Here is a 17,915-nt window from a genome sequence, read left to right as displayed (position 1 = left end):
GCTCCGGCCTGAAACCGTGTTAGGTTAGAAGACGTGCCGCGGGGTGGAGCAGCTCGGTAGCTCGCTGGGCTCATAACCCAGAGGTCGCAGGTTCAAATCCTGTCCCCGCAACGAGAAGAAGGCCCGGATCGAATGATCCGGGCCTTCTGCCTTTCTCCGATCCGGAGGGCGAGCGCGGCCTGCGTGGAGATCGCCGATCGTCCGCGTCAGTCCCCCGGATCCAGCACGGCGGACACCCGCCGCATCACGGCCGCGGCGGCTGTCAGCTCCGCCGCCGGCACGTCGGCCAATGCTGCCCGAACGCCGTCCATCCGTACGGCGAACAGCGCCCAGAATTCGGCTCTTGCGGCGGCGGTCAGCTCCACGACCCGTGCGCGGCGATCGGACGGATGCGGCACGCGGCGAACGTGCCCCGATTCCACCAGACGATCCAGCAGTTTGGTGGTCGAGGCGGTCGAGACCCGCAGATGATGGGCGATCTCGTGCGGCGTGACCCGCTGCCCCAGCTGTTCCCGGCCGGTCAGGAGTCGCAGCGCCATCAGGTCGTTGGCGTTCATCGTCATCTCGTGCTTCAGCGCGCCGGCGAAGCGCTCGTGGGCCCCGCCGAACTCCCGGACGGCGCGCAGCAGCTCGGACATCACCGCCTCCGGGTCGCCGTCTTCCCGACCGGTCGACTCCGAAAGCCCGAACGGGGCGCCCGCAGCAGCGGGCGCCCCGTTCGACGCTGACTCGACGGTCACTTCCCCTCGAGCGCGATCAGCTTCTCGAGGGCATCAGTGAGCTGCTTGTCCGCAACACCGTAGGCCGTCCAGTCGCCCTTGGCCATGGCGGCTTCGCGCGCCTTCAGGGCGTCCGCGGCCTCCTGCAGCAGGGCGTCGCGCTCGCCGGTGACGCCGGAGTTCGTGCCGCCTTCGTTCGGCGAGGGACTCGTGGTCGGAGCCGGGGTCGGCGTCGTGCCGTTCCCCGTGGGCGATGTGGGCTCATCCGGTGTTGTCGGGTTGACGTTGTTGTCCCCCGTCTGGGCCCCCGAGTCGCCACCGAACAGCGTGTCCAGGGCTTCGCTCAGAGTGTCTTCGAAGGCCACCTGATTACCGAACGCGACCAGGACCTTCTGCAGGTAGGGCAGCTTCGTGGACCCCTTCGACTGGACGTACACCGGTTCCACGTAGAGCAGTCCGCCACCGACGGGAAGAGTCAGCAGGTTGCCGTTGATGACGTCGGACTGACCGGTGGAGACCTTCAGCACGTTCAACTGCGCCGACACGGTGGGATCGGAATCCCACGTGCTGCGCACCTGACCGGGACCGGGCACAGTGGTGTCCGAGTCGATCACGAGCATTCGCAGCTTGCCGTACGCGCTGGATTTCTCACCCTTGGTGCTGCCGGCGTCCGAGTCGACGGCGAGGTAGCCGGTGAGGACGTTCCGCGCGTTGGCGGAGTTGGCCGCGCGCGGGATGAACGACGTGAACATCGAATACGCGGCCTCATCCTGGCCCGGCATCTTCATCGTCAGGTAGTACGGCGGCTGGAGGGTGTCGCTGGAGGCGTTCGGGTCGTTAGGCGTGGTCCAGACGTTGTCCGCCTGGAACAGCGAGCGAGCGCTGTCGACGTGGTAGACGCCCAGCACGTCCCGCTGCACCTTGAACAGGTCGGTCGGGTACCGCACGTGGCTCATCAGCTGCGCGGACATGTCGCTCATGGGCTTGATGGTGTTGGGGTACACCTTCTCCCACGTCTGCAGCACCGGATCCTGGGCGTCCCAGGCGTACAGCGTCACCGAGCCGTCGTAGGCGTCCACCGTGGCCTTCACCGAGTTGCGGATGTAGTTGATGTCGTCGACCTGGAAGCTGTTCGACGCCGTCGAGTCATCGATCGCACCGCTCAGGCTGACACCGGTGGAGTACGGGTAGTTCGAGCTCGTGGTGTAGCCGTCCACGATCCAGACGATGTGTCCATCCACCACCGACGGGTACGGGTCACTGTCCAGCGTCAGGTAGGGCGCCGCCTTCTGCACGCGCGTCTTCGGATCGCGGTCGTACAGGATCTGCGAGTTCGCGTTCACGCGGTCGGAGAACAGGATCTGCTCGGACTGGAACTTCAGCGCGTAGATCACCTTGGTGAAGAGGTTGTCGATCTTCGGGCCACCGTTACCGGTGAACGTCGTCTTCGTCTCGGTGGCACCGTCCGCACCGCGGGGGTAGTCCATCTCGACGTCCGCGGCGCCCTTCTCCGCGCCCACGATGGAGTACTTCGGCGACTGCTCGCCGAAGTAGACCCGCGGCTGGAAGTTCTTGTCCTCGTCCGAGATGAACCCGGACGCCGGAATGCCCTGCTCGAGGAACACCGGGCTGCCGTCGGCGGTGCGCTGGTTGCCCGCCGCCGCGACGATGCCGTAGCCGTGGGTGTACACCGTGGTCTGGTTCTGCCACGAGTCGTTCACGTTGGCCATGTCCAGCTCACGCACCGAGACCACGACGTCCTGGCTCTTGCCGTCGATCTCGTAGCGGTCCACGTCCATGTCCTGCTGGAACTGGTAGTAGGGCTTGACCTGTTCCAACTGGCGAACGGCCGGAGAGATGATCGCCGGGTCCATGATGCGGATCGACGCCGTCGTGCTGGCGTCCGCGCGCAGCTGTCCGGCCTCGGCGGTGGTCTCCGCCTTGAAGTCGGTCTTCTCGATCTGATCGATGCCGAACGCTTTCTGCGTCCCCTCGATGTTGCGTTCGTAGTAGGTCGACTCGAGGTCGATGCCGTTCGGCTTCACCTGGAAGGTCGTGACCACCCACGGGTACCCGATGCCGAGCACGAGCGCACTGACCACGAGCAGCGCCGTGCCGACCAGCGGGAAGCGCCAGCGCCCGATCACCGCGGTGATGAAGAACATCACGGCGACGAGGACCGCCGCGATGGCGAGGATCGTCTGACCGGGGATGACGGCGTTCGCCGTCGCGTAGGTCGGGCCGGTGATCTCCAGCGAGCCGGAGCCGGCGCTGGAGGTGTTGGCCGTGACCAGCGTGCGGTAGCGGTCCAGCCACAGACTGACGCCCTGGACGAGGATGTACAGTCCCGCGATCACGGCCAGCTGGATGCGCGCCGCCTTCGAGATCCGCAACTCGCCCTGTCCGATACGGACCGAGCCGTAGAGGTAGCTGACGAACGCGGTGACCAGCAGGCTGATCAGCAGGACGGCGGAGACGAACGCGACCACGGCCGAGTAGAACGGCAGGGCGAACATGTAGAACCCGGTGTCCAACCCGAACTGCGGGTCGTACTCCTTCGTCGCGACGCCGTTCGCCCACATCCAGGCGGTCTCCCACTGGTTGCCGGAGGACAGGCCCGCGAACACTCCGAAGAAGATCGGAATGCCCCACATGGCCAGGCGCCGCAGCGGCTCGATGACCTCCTGGTAGCGATCGAGCTGGCTCGACAGGCGCGCGTAGACCGGCCGCAGCCGGTACGCGAGCTGGATCACTCCCCACACGGGCAGGGCCATGCCGACGAAGCCGACGAGGAACATCGTGATCCGGCCGGTCCACTGGGTGATCAGCACTGAGGAGATGTGCAGCTGGTCGTACCAGAGGAAATCGGCGAAGACGTTGGCGAACATGAAGAACGCCGCCACCAGCGCCGCCAGAATGACGAGCGAGATGACGAGGATGCGACGGCCGGTGTTGGGCGTGGCCTGGTTCGGCGCTGAGGTCGTGGTCACCGTTCCATCCTACGTGCGCATTGCCTGGGCATCGGCGGTGGGTATGCCCTGTGCACTCACTGACCGGCGTGGCAGGTGGGCAGTGCGTCCAGTCCCTTCCCGGAGGCGATGGTCTCGACGATGTGGACGCTCTCGCTCAGCGTGGATGAGCTGAACACACGAAGTCCGCTCGGCACGTGACCGACGACCTCGTCGCAGTTGCTGGCCGGGGCGATGAAGTAGTCGTTGCCGGCGCGCTCGGCGCCGTACATCTTCTGGCGGATTCCGCCGATCGCGCCGACGTCTCCGGCGCCGTCGATCGTGCCGGTGCCGGCGATGTGCGCTCCGCCGGTCATGTCCCCCGGCGTCAGGGTGTCGATGATGCCGAGCGCGAACATCATGCCGGCGCTCGGTCCGCCGATGTCGTTCAGCTGGATGTGGACCGGGGTGGGCAGCTCATAGGTGACCCCCATGCTCACCCCGACGAGGTACAGCTTCCCGGCCGTGGTGTCCGTCAGCTTCGGCGTGATGGCGACGTCAGCGGTGGACCCGTCCCGATCGATCGTGAACGTGACCGGCTTGCCCTCGGACGAGGTGACCGCCTTCTGCACCTGGTCGGTGCTCGTGATCGCGGCACCGTCGACCTTGGTCAGCACATCTCCCTGTCGGAGAAGTCCGTGGGCCGCGGTGCCTTCGGCCGGGTCAGCGGCGACGGTGATCTTGATCGGCGCCTTCTCGCCGAGCTCGGTGAACGCCGCGGCCGCGGCCGCGGTCTGCGAGTCGGTCATCATCTGCGCGTCTTCCGCCTGGCGCTCATCCGTCGTCTGCCCGAGCGGGAACACGGCGTCCAGGGGCAGGACCGCCAGCGACGGATCGAACCACGCCGAGGCGATCTCGAGCCAGCTCGGTGTGCCTTCACGATTGCCGACGACCTGGACGGTCACCAGCGACAGGGTGCCGCTGGTCGGGTACTCGGTGCGATCGGGGACATCGATCAACGGGACCTGAGCGTCACCCTCGCCGGTGGTCTCACCCAGGGTGTTGACCACCGGTCCGGGCTGCTGGATCACGAAGCCGCTGGGCAGGAGGGAGAGAGTGAACATCGCGATGAGGGCGACCGCCAGCGCGATCAGTCCCAGGCTCACAGGGCGTCGCGTCCGACGCGCACGCGACCGTTGCTGCGACGGGGTCCGTTCGTCGAAGAACGCCACTGCGCCCGCCTTTCCGCCTCGTCCGACGCTCGTTCGCGAGCGGCGTACAGGCATCCGTCCGAACACCGGCTGTGCGGACGTGTGTGCGACTAGCGTAGAAGAAGACCCGAGCACCCTGCTGGAAGGCGGCTGAAGTGTCCGACGATGATCGCTCCCCCGAGGACGAGTTCCAGGAGCTCTTGAAGAAGCTCTTCGGCGCCGGCGGCGCAGGCATCGATCCGGAACAGATCGAGCGGCTGACCGGCATGCAGATCGACCCGGCCATGCTGCAGCAGCTGATGCATCAGATGCAGGGTGCCTTCGCCAGTGGCGATGGCGGAATCCCGTGGGAGAACGCCGAGCGGCAGGCACTGCACATCGCGAACCAGGACGGGCTGTCCGTGACGGCCGGTCAGCGCACCGACCTCGACCAGGCCTTCGTGCTGGCCAACATGTGGCTCAGCGGCGTCACCGCGATCTCGGAACTCGCCCAGCCCGCCCGTGCGCTTACCCGCGGAGACTGGGTCTCACAGACCATGCCGGTGTGGCAGGAGTTGGCCGAGCCGGTGGCCTCCAGCATCACGGACGCCCTGATGTCCGCCCTCGGGGAGCAGACTCCGGAGGAGATGCGCGGCATCGTGGAGGGGGCCGGTCGCGTGATGCGCGGCATCGGTGGTTCGCTGTTCGCCGGCCAGCTCGGCCAGGTCATCGGTCGACTCTCGCGCGAAGTGGTCTCCGGCGGTGACGTCGGCATCCCTCTGCTCCCGGCCGGCGAGGCCGCGATCCTGCCGCAGAACTTCGCGGATTTCGGTCGCGGGCTCGAGGTCCCGGACGATCAGCTGGCCCTGTACCTGGGCACCCGTGAGCTGGCGCACGCGCGCCTGTTCCGGCACGCCAAGTGGTTGCGCCTGCACCTGATCTCCCAGGTGACCGAGTACGCCCGTGGCGTCGAGGTCGACACCGCGGGTCTGGAGGATCTCGCCGGACGCTTCAATCCGGAGAACCCGGACGAGCTGCGGGAACTGCTGGAGTCCGGCGCCCTGCTTCCCCAGCGTTCCGAGGCTCAGACCCAGGCGCTCGCGCGATTGGAGAATCTCCTGGCCACGGTCGAGGGCTGGGTGGACGTCGTGACCGCTGACGCCACCTCCCGTCTTCCGGATGCCGAGCGGATCGGCGAAGCGGTCCGGCGCCGGCGGGCCGTCGGGGGCCCCGCCGAGCAGGCCCTCGGTGCCCTGGTCGGACTGGAGCTGCGGCCGCGGCGCCTGCGTGAGGCGGCGGCCATGTGGCGGGCGGTCACCGACGCCGTGGGCATGGAGGCACGGGACGCGCTCTGGGACTACTCGGATCTGATGCCCACAGCGGCGGACATCGACGATCCCTCCGCCCTGGTCGCCCGGCTGCAGGCACGCGCCCGCGGCGAAGAGGCACCCCGCGATGAGATGGACGACGCTCTCGAGCGGCTGCTCGCCGGTGAAGACTTCGGCTCGGGCGGAGAAGCGGACGCACCCGACACCGGCGGCGAGGGTGGCACCGGGGACGCGGATGGCTCCCCCGAAGGTCCGGAGGGCCCGCGCCCGGTCTGATCCGCTCCTCCCCACCGGACTGCGCTGCGCCGCCCGGTTCCGGGGTGTGGACAGCCGCGCGATGCGCGCCGTCGGCGAGTCAGGATCAGGCATGGCCTCCTACCTGCGACTCGATCCCCGACGCCGACCGCTCTGGCGCGACCAGGACACCCTGCAGCTCGGCCTCGACGATCCGGTCCTGGTCCCCGACCCGGCGCCCTGGCAGCTGCAGTTCCTGCGCGCCCTGGAATTCGGCGTCCCGCCCGACCACATCGACCGAACCGCCGCCGCCTGCGGGGTGACGGCCGTCGAGGCGGAGGACCTGCTGGCACTGATCGCCCCGGCCCTGGACACCTCACCCGAACCGTTCGATCTGACGGTGCGAGCGCTGCCCGCCGCGATGGACCGGGTCCGGGCCGCAGCGCTCGCCGATGCGCTGGAGGCTGCCGGGGCACGCATCACGGCCGATCGCGGACCGGTGGTGATCGTCACACCGCACTCGCTGCTGCCCCGCACGGCGGCCGGTTGGCTCTCCGATGATCGCGTCCACCTGCCCGTCGTCGTCGACACCGACGGCATCACCGTCGGGCCCGTCATCGTCCCGGGGCTCACGGCCTGCGCGTCCTGTCTGACGACGGAACGGACGGCCGCGAATCCCGCCTATCCCGCGCTGATGGCACAGCTGCAGGATCGTCCACCGCGTCTGCCCGGCATCGGTCGCTACGCCCGAGCCGGCGAGCTGGCCGTGCGCCTGTTGCGAACTCGCGCGGAGCAGGCGGAGTGGGATGACATCAGCAGCGCCGTCAGCGTGACGGCGAGCCGGGAATCCTGGCGGACGCACCGGCCGCGCGCAGACTGCGGCTGCCGATCTCCTGAAGGAATCGAGACGGCTTGCGCGCCTGCCGTCCGGCTCCCCGAGCCCAGGACAGCGACACCGATGTCCCGGCCCGCGTGACTCCGACGTAGGCCAGTCGCCGTTCCTCGTCGACGGCGTCGAAGGACGTCGCGTACGAGATCGGCAGCAGGCCCTCCGACCAACCGATGATGTGGACATGCTCCCACTCCAGGCCCTTCGCGGCGTGCAGGGTGGCGAGCGTGACTGTGGCGAGCACCGGTTCGTGCTGGTCCTTCGTCCGCAGGAGGAGATCGTCGGCGAACGCGCGGAGGGTCGTGTCGGCGGGGGCGTCTTCGGCCAGGCGGAACAGGGCCGCCAGCGCCTCCCAGGCGTCACGCAGCGCACCGCCGGTGGGCGGGGGCGCGTCCGTCAGGCCGAGCCCGCGCAGGACGTCGCGCACCGTCGGCAGGAAGCCCGAGGTGTTCGGCGCGATCGCCGCCCCGCGCAGTTCCAGGACCGCCGTGCGCACCTCCGGCAGGTCGAAGAACCGTTTTCCGCCCATGACCTGGCTGGCGATTCCGGATTGCGCCAGGGCGTCGGCGATCGCGGCCGACTGCGCCTGCGATCGGTACAGCACGGCGATCTGCTGAGGCCCCGCACCCCTGGCGATCTGCTTGCCGATGGCGCGGGCGATCCCGTACGCCTCGTCCCGCTCGTCGTCGTAAGCGGTCACGGTGGGCGTCGGCGCGCCCGCCGGACGCACCGCCTCGAGGGTCAGTGCGCCGGGGCGACCGCGCATCAGGTCATTCGCGACCTCGATCACGGTGGGATCCGAGCGGTAGTTGCGCTCCAGCTTCACGACCCGCGCATCCTCGTACGCCCGATCGAACTCCAGGAGGAATTTCGCATCGGCGCCGGCGAAGGAGAAGATCGTCTGGCTCGCGTCCCCCACCACGCAGAGGTCGCGCCGGTCGCCCAACCACAGCTTCAGCAGGTGGTACTGCAGCGGCGAGACGTCCTGGAACTCGTCCACCGTGAAGTGCCGGTACTGCTCCCGGACCGCGGCGGTCACGCGCGGTTCCGCTTCCAGCATTCCGGCACACGCGAGCAGCACGTCCTCGAAGTCCAGCTGCCGCCGTTCGTCCTTCAGGGCCTCGTAGGCGCGCTGCAGGCGGACGGTCTCCTCGACCGTGAGCCGCCCCACCGTGCGTCCGGTGAGCGCGTACTGGTCGATCGAGCGCATCGTGATCTTGCGCCACTCGATTTCGGACGCGACATCGCGCAACGTCGGGGTGTCCAGTCGCAGCCCGACACCGTCCGAAGCGTGCGCGAGCATGCGCACTTTGTTGTCGATGATGCTCGGTGCCGGTCCCCCGGTCAGCGTCGGCCAGAAGTAGTTCAGCTGGCTGAGCGCGGCGGCGTGGAAGGTGCGGGCCGCGACGCCCTGCACCCCGAGCGCGCGAAGGCGACCGCGCATCTCACCCGCCGCCTTCGCGGTGAAGGTGACCGCCATCACCCGGCCCGGCGAGTAGGCGCCGGTGTCCACGCCGTGCGCGATCCGGTGGGTGATCACCCGGGTCTTGCCGGTGCCCGCCCCGGCGAGCACGCAGACGGGGCCGCGCAGCACGGCAGCGGCCTCGCGTTGTCGGTCGTCCAGTCCGTCCAGCGCGCTCATGCGCCGGCCGCGACCCATTCGGTGATCAGGCGGTGAGCGATCGATGCCGAGCCGGGCAGGATGATCTCGCTCTCCCCGGCGAGGGCGGCGCGGATCTCGGCGCGGGTGAACCACCGCACGGCGAGGATCTCCTCTCCGTCGGGTCGGGCCGCCGTTTCACTCTCGGCCTCCGCACGGAAGCCGAGCATCAGCGAGCGCGGATACGGCCATGCCTGCGATCCGACGTAGCTCGCATCGCTCACGCGCACGCCCGCTTCCTCAGCCACCTCGCGCACGACCGCGGACTCCAGCGACTCCCCCGCCTCGACGAAGCCGGCGAAGCAGGAGAACCGGTTCTGCTCCCACATCGCGTTCGACCCGAGCAGCAGACGATCGCCGTGCGTGACCGCGACGATGATCGCCGGGTCGGTGCGGGGGAAGTGCTCTCGCGAGCAGGAGGAGCATCGACGCGCCCACCCCGCCTGCGTCAGCGGTGCCGTCCCTCCGCACACCGGGCAGTGACCGGCGTCGCGGAACCAGCGCCCGAGCGCGACCGCGGTGATCAGGGTCTCCACCAGCGGTGCGTCCGCGATCGTCAGCGTGCGCAGCGCGGGCCACGGCGCGTCCTGCGGCCGACGCACGGCGCGCACGAGCACCGGGGCTCCGTGCAGGCGCCCCACGAAGCCGACCAGGGTGTCGTCATCGATGAGCTCGGCCAGTCCGGGATCGTCCGGCCGGAACAGCAGCGGGGCTCCGTCGGCGCCGCCGGCGACGCGATCCGCGTCCACCGCGACCACCCGGGTGGACGGATCAGCGAGCAATCCGGCGATCAGACCATCCGCGGTGCGCTCAGCACCGGCCCGGTCGAAGCCGACCGGCGTCGATGCGGTTTCCGGGGTGTCAGCGATGCGATTCATCGACTCCCTTCCTCGCGGGCGTGGCGACTCCGGGCCCGGTCTGGACCGACCTAACCTGGACGCATGGCACGCTCTGCACTCACTCTAGCCGCGGCGGCGACCGCTGCCGTCCCCGGTCTCGAGATCGTCGAGGCGAGCCCTCTCACGACCGGCACGAACGGCCGCAATGACGCCGCGATGGCGACCCTGGTGGACGGCCGACGCGTCGCCGTGCGGATCCCGCTGGACGAGTCCGCCGATGCCGATCTGGCCGCTGAGGCTCTCGCGCTGCGCGCCCTCACCGACGGCGTGCGCTCGCTCGTCAGCTTCGCGATCCCGGAGTTCCTCGGCGCCGCACCGGTTCCGGAGGGGCGGGTCTTCGTGACCACCTTCATTCCCGGTTACCAGGTGCCGGCGGCGAGCATTCCGGCCGGGCGCGGCGTGGCCGCCTCCCTGGGTGCCGCCCTCGCTGCCATCCACGCCCTTCCGGAGTCCGTGGTCCGTGGCGCCGGCCTGCCGGTCCGCACCGCCTCCGACGTGCGTGACGAGGTCCGCAGGGTGCTCGAGGAGTCGAGCGCGACCGGCCGGGTGCCGGTGCGCCTGATGGTCCGCTGGCGCGATGTGATCGATGACGACGCGGTGTGGCAGTTCGAGCCGGCCGTGTCTCTGGGCGGTGCTTCGGCGACCTCCTTCGTGTATGACGAGGTGTCGGCCGAACCCGCCGTCGTCGGCGTGATCGATTGGCACGGCCTCCAGGTGGCCGACCCCGCCCTGGATCTGCAGTTCCTCACCTCGGCGCCGGAGGCCGTGGACACGGTGCACAGCGCGTACGCGGCCGCTTCCCATCGCGCTCCGGACGAGTCGCTCCGCGTTCGCGCCCGTCTGCACGCGGAGCTCGAGTTCGCGCGCTGGCTGCTGCACGGCCGGGATCAGCACCGCGAGGACGTCATGGACGATGCCGCCGCGCTCCTGGATTCGCTCGCGGACGGTGTCCGTGACAACACGCTGCGTCCGACCGCGGCCGGCTCGGACATCGACGACGCCGTCGCGGCGCTCGGCAGCGTCCCCGAGGCCGCTCGCGCCGCCGTGGACACCTCGATGCAGACCGATGCGTACGACCCGGAGAAGCTCGGCCGGTTCCTGGACGGCGATGCCACGCAGGAGATCGCTCCCGGCTTCTTCGCCGGGGCCGGCGCGTCCCCGGACGAACCGGCGAATGATCCGAACGCCACGCAGGCCCTGGACCGCGGTTTCTACGAGGACGACGTGAACGCCACGCAGGAGATCGAGAGCGGTTTCTTCGGTCAGCAGACGCTGTTCGACGAGCCGGATGGGGAGTCGGACGGCACGCTGGCGGCCGCGACTCCGGAGGGCGACGCGGACGTCGCCGATGCGGAGCGCGCCGCGGACGCCACCCTCCGCCGCTGGGCCCAGGACTGACTCACGAGGGTGAGGGCGCGGAGTCGCGGTTCTTCGCGGCGGTCCAGGCCTCGGCCAGCTCAGCCTCGGTGCGCACGTGCTCCGGACGCAGGACATGACCGTGCGCCACGTAGAACAGGGCGACGTCGATGTCCTCGAGCGGAATACCGCGGGCATGGCTGTACGCGACGCGGTAGTGGGCGAGCTGCATCAGCCGCTCCTCCCGCTCCGCGGCCGTGGCCGGCGGCCGGCCGGTCTTCCAGTCGACGATCTCGATCCGGTCGCCGCGGTCGACGCGGCGGAACACGGCGTCGAGCTTGCAGATCATGATGTGCGCCGGCGAGCCGTCGGTGGGCCGGAGCACGTAGTCGACCTCGCTCTCCACCTCCAGGGGCTTCAGACCCGCCCATTCGCTGGCCAGGAACGCCGACTGCAGCTCCTGCAGGAGGTCGTCGTGGGCGGCTTCCGCCTCCGTGGTCGCGGGCCGGTCATCATCGAGCTCCCACAGCGTGTCATCCAGGGACGAACCGGCACCGGCGACCTGGTACAGGTTCTCCACCCACGCGTGGAAATCGGTGCCGATCCGCGTCTGCGGATAGGGCCGCTCGGGCATCGGCCGCGAGATGTCCCCCGCGGCACGCGCGAAGTCGGTCACGTAGTCCTTGAAGGAGGACGCCGGAATGCGCGTCGGCGCAACCGGTCGTGTGCGTCGTGTCCGCGCTTCGCGCTCGGCGAGCAGCCGCTCCAATTCGTTCGACGGTGCCGCCGCCGGGGTCACACGCGCGAGCTCAGCAGCGGTCTCGACCACCGCACGACGCGACCCGAGGGCATCCAACGGCCACGCCAGCACCCGTCCTTCGCGCTCGATCGGGTTCTCGCCGTCCACGTCGGAGTCGGGCGTCTCCAGGCTCAGCGCGTGCAGCATCTCCAGCAGGTACGGACTGGGCTTGCGAGCGCGAGTCTGACCGCCCCACGGTGAGCCGGACAGCAGCAGGTCGCTGCGCGCACGTGTCACGGCGACGTACGCCAGTCGCCGCTCCTCCTCCTCCTGATAGGCCTTGTTCGCGTCCTTGAACGCCTTGATCGACTTCAGCACCGCGGTCCGGTTCGCACCGGGACCGGGCAGTTCGAGCTCGGGCAGAGCAGCGCGGTCCCCGCGGAAATCGAAGGGCAGCGCGCCCAGAGAGAGCCAGCCGAGTGACGTCCGTGGGCTCTTGGGCAGTTCCTCCGCGACGAGCCGGACCACCGCCACCGCATCCCACTCAAGGCCCTTGGACCCGTGGATCGTCAGCAGCTGCACCACACCGGGCTGTGGCGGTTCGGGCCGCGGCATGAGTTCGTCGGTGTCCTCGGCGTGGGACAACCATGCCAGCAGGGAACCGATCGTCCCGCGCTCGTCCGCGGCGAGGAAGGCGCGCACCTCATCCAGGAACGCCCGCAACTGCGTGGCCGCGACACGGGCCGGTCCGCGATGCTCGTTCGCGGCGAGCTCGATGTCCAGGCGCAGCTCGGCCTCGATGAGGCGGATGAGCTCCGGAATCGGTTGGCCGGAGGCGCGGCGGAGGCGGTCGAACATCTGCGCGGCGTCGCGGAGTCGTGCCCGTCCGACCTCCGTGAAGCCGGACAGCAGCACGCTCTCCGCACGCAGCGTCCGCATCACATCGAGCGCGTCGATGATGGACAGCTGCTCGTCGATTCCCGCGGAGCCGCGCAACCTCTCCAGCAGTTCGTCGGAGAACTTCGCGCCGTGGGCGTCACGCTGGGAGAGCACGGTGGCGAGGCGGTGCAGGGCAGCCAGGTCCGCGACACCGATCGCGAAGCGCGGACCGGTGAGCAGGCGGATGAGCGCGGACCCTGCCCCGGGGTCGTGGATCACGCGCAGCGCGCTGGTGACGTCGGTGACCTCCGGCGTCGACAGCAGCCCACCGAGACCGAGGATGCGGTGCGGGATGCCTCGGCGGTCCAGCGCATCCGCGAACAGCTGCATATGCCGCTTCGCGCGGAACAGGATGGCACCGGCATGCTCACCGTCGGACGCGGTGTCGTGCGCGGCGCGCACCTCGGCGAACCAGGCGGCGACGGCTTCCGCCTCCTCGTCGATCGTGTTCTCCCAGGCGAGGCGGACGGCACCCTCCCCCGCGCCGGGCCGCGGTCGCAGCTCGCCGACGTCGATGCGTCCGGGCACCCGCAGCGGCTGAAGCAGCGCATTGGCAGCCGTCAGGACGCGGACGTCGTTGCGCCAGCTCACCATCAGCTCGTAGCGCGCGCTCACCCCGTCCGTCGCGAACGCCGGGGCGAACGCCTCGAGGTTGTCCGCACTGGCGCCGCGCCAGCCGTAGATCGACTGGTGCGGATCTCCGACGGCCATCACCGGGTGATCGCGGAACACGGCCGCCAACAGCTGCGTCTGGAGCACCGACGTGTCCTGGTACTCATCGAGCAGGACGACGCGGTACTGCGCCCGCAGGTCGGCGGCGACGGCCGGACTCGCGGTGACGATCTCCAGTGCGCCGGCCACCTGGTCGGCGAAGTCCAGCACGCTCTGCTCCGCCTTCGCTCGCGCGTAGTCGCGGGCGAGGTCAGCGATGACGCCGAGGCCGGTGCCGGCCGCCCACGCCTTCTCCACGTCCGATGCGGTGGCGAGGTCGGGCTTCACGTACGGTTCCAGCGATCGAGCGAAGTCGGCGCCGTACGCGGCGACGTCGGCGAGATCCGCGCGGTTGTCCAGCGACTCGGCGGCCAGGTTCTGCACGGCGTCAATGATCGTGGACAGCGCGGAATCGCTCTCCGCCAGGCGTTCATCGAGGCTCCGCAGCACGACCGCGCGCGCCAGCAACCACGAGCCGGACTGGCTGAGCAGCGTGACGTCGGAGTCGCGGCCGATCCGGGCCGCGTGCTCGCGCACGATCGCGTCGGCGAAGGAGTTGTACGTCGCCACGCGCGGACGCAGCAGTTCATCACCGGTGAGTGCGGACGCCTGAGGGTTCCACCCGGTCTCGTATCGGCGGGCGAGGCGGTCGAGGACCGCGCCACGCTCCGCGTCCGGATTCGCCGTCAGGGCTCCGGACGCGACGATCTCCGTCAGGTGCGGCAGCAGTCCGCGGCGTCCGAACTCGTCGATGCGCCGCAAGCGGGCCATGATCCGCTCGGCGAGCTCCCCCGCCGCCTTGCGTGTGAAGGTCAGACCGAGCACCTCATCGCGCTGGACGTGCCCGTTGGCCACGAGCCACACCACGCGGCCGGACATCGTCTCGGTCTTGCCCGAGCCGGCACCGGCGACGACGAGAGCCGGGGTCGGCGGCGCCTCGATCACCTCGCGCTGCTGCGGCGTCGGGTTCGGCAGCCCGAGGGCGGTCGCGATGGTCTCGGCGGACAGGGACAGCGTGCCGGGCCAGGTCGGGGTGCTCATGAGGCGCTCACCGCCTTGACCGTGTGGATGCCGCAGATCGCGAAGCGATCGATCCGGCAATGGCTGTCGATGTTCGCGTCAAAGCTCGCCGAGGCCATCCCGGTGGCGTCGGCGATGACCCGCTGCACGAACGCGTCCGCACCCTCCGGCCCGAGGGGGGCCTGGTGCGCGACCCGCCAGTGCGTGTTCTTCAGCGCCTTCGACAGCACCAGCAGGCGGGCGCCCGCGGCATCGGCCGGGTCGGCGCCCGGCACCGCCCCGGACGCGACCGCGAGCTGGTATGCCGCGAGCTGGGCGTCACCGTCGACCTTGTCGTCAGCGACGCGCGCTTCGCTGCGTCCGGTCTTGAGGTCGACCACGATGGCACGACGTGCGGCGGGCCGGTCCGGCGTCGCCGGAACCGCGAGCTCGGCCGGCATCTCGCCCGGAGGGTAGACCTCGACGCGATCGATCGCGCCACGCAGCAGCGCGTACGGGACGTCCGGGTCCAGCCCGGAACCGTCCGGCGGGACGACCAGCACGTCTTCGGCACCGGAGTGCTCGTCCAGCGGAATCGCCAGGGTGAATTCCGCCTCAGCCCCGACGCGGAGGGCGCCGGACTGCCGGAACGCGAGGAGGTACCGGTGCAGGCGCTCCACCAGCAGGGCCGCCCACCGCCGTTCCTTCGCGGACTGCCACGGCGCTTCGAAATCCAGCTCGCCCCACCGCGCGTCCACCACGGCCTGGAGTTCGTCGAGGGCGCCCCCGGGAACGTCCTCCATTGCGGCGTGCAGAATCGTGCCGAGCCCGGAGGACCACGTGCGGGTGTCCCCACCGAGGGCGCGGATCGCCCAGTCCACGCCGCAGTCCTCGAACCCGGTCATCCGCGAGGGCGACACCGGAATCGGCGAGCGCTGCGGATCGCGCAGAGGTGCGTCGCTGGAGGGAGCCATCACCCCGTACCACTCCTCGGGGGAGGCTCCCGGGACACCGGCCTCCGCCAGCGCACCGAGCTGTCCCGCGGCCTCGATGCGCCGCTCATCCGGAACATGCGCGCCCGTCAGAGTGCGGCGATGACGCGCGACCAGGCCCCGCAGGGTGAGCGGGTGGTGCGCCGCGAGGTCCTCGTCCGGTCGCGTCGGCTCGGGGAGGAAAGCGAACAGCGCACTGGGTCCGAGGTCGTCATCGTCCACGGCCGTGACCAGCAGACGGGTGCGGGCCCGGCTGACGGCGCGGACGAACAGGCGCAGCTCATCGTGCAGGGCGGCGCGGCGGCGATCCAGGACGGCCGCGGGCTCGGCGACACGGCCGACGCGGTCGGCCTCCACGGTGTCCGCGAGCATCCAGGAGTCCAGGAGTCCGCCGCGCAGCCGGACGTTCGGCCAGACCCCGTCCTGCACCCCGGCGATGACGACGGCATCGAACTCGGCGCCCAGAGCGGTCGCCGGCGTCATCAGGGTGACGGTGTCGACGCGTTCCGGGGCGGCGAGCGTGTCCTCGGGGACGTCGCTGTCGAGGAGGTTGCGGATGAAGGAGTCCGGATCGGCGTCCGTCCCGCGCTCGACCGCACGTTTGGCGGCCTCGAACAGGGCCACCAGGGCATCCAGAGCCCGGGAGGCCTCGGCCGCTGCGGGCCCCGGCGCGGTCGCCGTCTCTCGCCACGCGTCGGCGAGGCTCCGACCGCCACTGCGCGAGCGGTCCCACACCAGCCAGAGCAGTTCGTGGATCGTCTCCCCGCGCCGGTGCGCCTCGGCGACTCGGCCGAACGTGGTCGCCAGACGCTCGGCCGGGCGCGCCTCGGGCACGTCGAGCATGCCGAGCTCGAGCGGGTGAGCGAATCCGCTGCGGAGCAGGTCCGCGGCTGTCGCGGTGCCCGCCGCACCGAGCTCGCGATGACGCAGTGCCGCACGGAGGCGCCGGAGGCCGACCGCGTCCAGACCTCCGAACGGGCTGAGCAGGGCGTTCGCGATCAGTTCCGGATCGCGCTCAGCCGGCTCCTGCACGGCCAGGGCGATGATCTGCAGGAGGTCCCGGACGACGTTCTCGCGACCGAGCGGACGCTGCACGCCGGCGGCGCGGGTGGGCACCTCACGGGCGGCCAGTTCGGTCTCCAGCGCCGCGACCTGACGGGTGTCGTGCGCGATCACGGCCATCGCGGACCACGGCACGCCCGCCAGGACGTGCCACGTGCGCAGTCGTCGGGCGATCGCGTCCACCTCTTCGAAGGGGCTCGCCGCGATGAGCGCCTCGACGCGGGCGTCCGACACCTCCGGACCCGGGTCGCGGCGGTGGTCGACGCGTCCGCCGGCGCCGATCGCCTGAGTCACGGTCCGCGCCAACCGCGCGATGGCCGCAGCGGAGCGGTGCGGGCCGTCCAGGACGTGGACCTCACCCAGCAACCCCGCCAGGCGCGCGAACAGTTCGGGAGTGACACCGCGAAAAGCGCCGGAGCCGATGTCCGGATCCCCGAAGGCGAGAACGGCGACCCCGCGCGAGCGAAGGGCGGAGACGAGTTCGATCGCTCCGCGGGTGAGCTCCTGGGCGTCATCGATCATCACGGCGCGCAGCCGCGCGACCGGCCCGAGGGTCGCGGCGGCGAGCTCCGCCGGCGTCTCACGCAGCACTCGGGCGGCCTCAGCGAGCAGGTCGGCGGCGTCCCGATGCTCCGAGCGCATCCGTCCGAGGACGTGCCGGTAGTCGGCCAGGAAGCTTCCCGCGGCGCTCCACACCGGGTGGTCCGTGCGGTCACCGAGGTCCGCCAACTCCGCCGGGGTCAGGGCGAGCTCCGTGCATTCGTCCATCAGGGATCGCAGCTCGGACCGGAAGGCGGTGGCGTTGCGCGCGGCGGCCGGCAACTCCTCGGGCCACCGGGCCGTCCCGTCCGCGGCGTCGGCCTCGTCGCCGTGCAGCAGCTCCGCGACGATGCGGTCCTGATCCGCTCCGGTGAGCAGCTGCGGGGCGGGCCGACCCGCCCGCACCATGGCGGCCCGCACGATCTGGAACGCCAACGAGCCGAGCGAGCGTGCCAACGCGCCGGGCGTCGCCGACCCGACGCGCAGGCCGATGACGTCCCGCAGCCGGGTCGCGGTCTGCCGGGACGGAGTGAGGATCAGGACCTCGTCCGCGGCGCACTCCCCCGCCTCGATCAGGCGTTCCACCCGTTCCAGGAGCGCGTGCGTCTTGCCCGTGCCTGCCGCCCCGATGACGACGCCCTCGGCTGCGGCGGGAAGCGCCACGACAGCGCGCTGGGCGGCATCCGGAATCGGCTCGGCGGGGGTCACTC

The 17,915-nt window shown here is 70.5% G+C and carries 9 protein-coding genes and 1 tRNA gene; 3 read left to right on the top strand and 7 right to left on the bottom strand.

Annotated features, from left to right (window positions below; genetic code table 11):
- Nucleotides 1-37 precede the first annotated feature (37 nt).
- Nucleotides 38-111: transfer RNA gene (locus BN1193_RS06720), tRNA-Met, on the top strand.
- A gap of 95 nt (nt 112-206) precedes the next feature.
- Here BN1193_RS06720 and BN1193_RS06715 read toward each other — a convergent pair.
- The 3 genes from BN1193_RS06715 to BN1193_RS06705 are packed head-to-tail and all read right to left on the bottom strand — an operon-like array spanning nt 207 to nt 4,833.
- Nucleotides 207-740: a MarR family winged helix-turn-helix transcriptional regulator gene (locus BN1193_RS06715; RefSeq protein ID WP_230206438.1), complete on the bottom strand. Its 534-nt coding sequence runs from the start codon at nt 738-740 to the stop codon at nt 207-209.
- Nucleotides 737-3,709 carry a UPF0182 family membrane protein gene (locus tag BN1193_RS06710; RefSeq protein ID WP_040165012.1) on the bottom strand — a complete coding sequence of 991 codons (2,973 nt, stop codon included), beginning with the start codon at nt 3,707-3,709 and terminating at the stop codon, nt 737-739. The genes BN1193_RS06715 and BN1193_RS06710 overlap by 4 nt, the downstream gene beginning before the upstream one ends.
- Nucleotides 3,710-3,765: 56 nt before the next feature.
- Entirely contained in the window at nt 3,766-4,833 is a 1,068-nt protein-coding gene (locus BN1193_RS06705; RefSeq protein WP_230206437.1) for a YlbL family protein, read from the bottom strand.
- 200 nt (nt 4,834-5,033) lie between these two features.
- On the opposite strand from BN1193_RS06705, the gene BN1193_RS06700 reads away from it, so the two are divergent.
- Complete coding sequence (locus BN1193_RS06700; RefSeq protein WP_040165010.1) at nt 5,034-6,461, top strand: zinc-dependent metalloprotease; 1,428 nt, start codon at nt 5,034-5,036, stop codon at nt 6,459-6,461.
- A gap of 782 nt (nt 6,462-7,243) precedes the next feature.
- Here the strand turns inward: BN1193_RS06700 and BN1193_RS06690 are convergent.
- Together BN1193_RS06690 and nudC are read right to left on the bottom strand one after the other, a co-directional pair.
- Nucleotides 7,244-8,950 (bottom strand): ATP-dependent helicase, encoded by a 1,707-nt coding sequence (locus BN1193_RS06690; RefSeq protein WP_040165610.1) that lies wholly within the window; start codon nt 8,948-8,950, stop codon nt 7,244-7,246.
- A complete protein-coding gene (nudC, locus tag BN1193_RS06685; protein ID WP_040165008.1) occupies nt 8,947-9,846 on the bottom strand; it encodes an NAD(+) diphosphatase in 900 nt (299 codons plus the stop codon). Before nudC ends, BN1193_RS06690 begins: the two co-directional genes overlap by 4 nt.
- 63 nt (nt 9,847-9,909) lie before the next feature.
- On the opposite strand from nudC, the gene BN1193_RS06680 reads away from it, so the two are divergent.
- Complete coding sequence (locus BN1193_RS06680; protein WP_052460519.1) at nt 9,910-11,265, top strand: phosphotransferase; 1,356 nt, start codon at nt 9,910-9,912, stop codon at nt 11,263-11,265.
- A gap of 1 nt (nt 11,266) precedes the next feature.
- Here BN1193_RS06680 and BN1193_RS06675 read toward each other — a convergent pair whose 3' ends face one another.
- Complete coding sequence (locus BN1193_RS06675) at nt 11,267-14,653, bottom strand: ATP-dependent DNA helicase (protein ID WP_040165007.1); 3,387 nt, start codon at nt 14,651-14,653, stop codon at nt 11,267-11,269.
- Nucleotides 14,650-17,913 (bottom strand): ATP-dependent DNA helicase, encoded by a 3,264-nt coding sequence (locus tag BN1193_RS06670; protein ID WP_040165006.1) that lies wholly within the window; start codon nt 17,911-17,913, stop codon nt 14,650-14,652. The genes BN1193_RS06675 and BN1193_RS06670 overlap by 4 nt, the downstream gene beginning before the upstream one ends.
- Nucleotides 17,914-17,915 lie beyond the last annotated feature (2 nt).

The sequence above is a fragment of the Microbacterium gorillae genome (genome assembly GCF_000826185.2).
GTDB lineage: Bacteria > Actinomycetota > Actinomycetes > Actinomycetales > Microbacteriaceae > Microbacterium > Microbacterium gorillae.
The sequence above is the reverse complement of the archived record's forward strand: the minus strand, read 5'-3'. Positions and strand labels throughout refer to the sequence as shown.

What these genes read in the sequence shown, in the direction of transcription:
- BN1193_RS06690 (WP_040165610.1), bottom strand. Translation starts at nt 8,950, where the DNA reads ATGAGCGCGCTGGACGGACTGGACGACCGACAACGCGAGGCCGCTGCC.
- nudC (WP_040165008.1), bottom strand. Translation starts at nt 9,846, where the DNA reads ATGAATCGCATCGCTGACACCCCGGAAACCGCATCGACGCCGGTCGGC.
- BN1193_RS06680 (WP_052460519.1), top strand. Translation starts at nt 9,910, where the DNA reads ATGGCACGCTCTGCACTCACTCTAGCCGCGGCGGCGACCGCTGCCGTC.
- BN1193_RS06675 (WP_040165007.1), bottom strand. Translation starts at nt 14,653, where the DNA reads ATGAGCACCCCGACCTGGCCCGGCACGCTGTCCCTGTCCGCCGAGACC.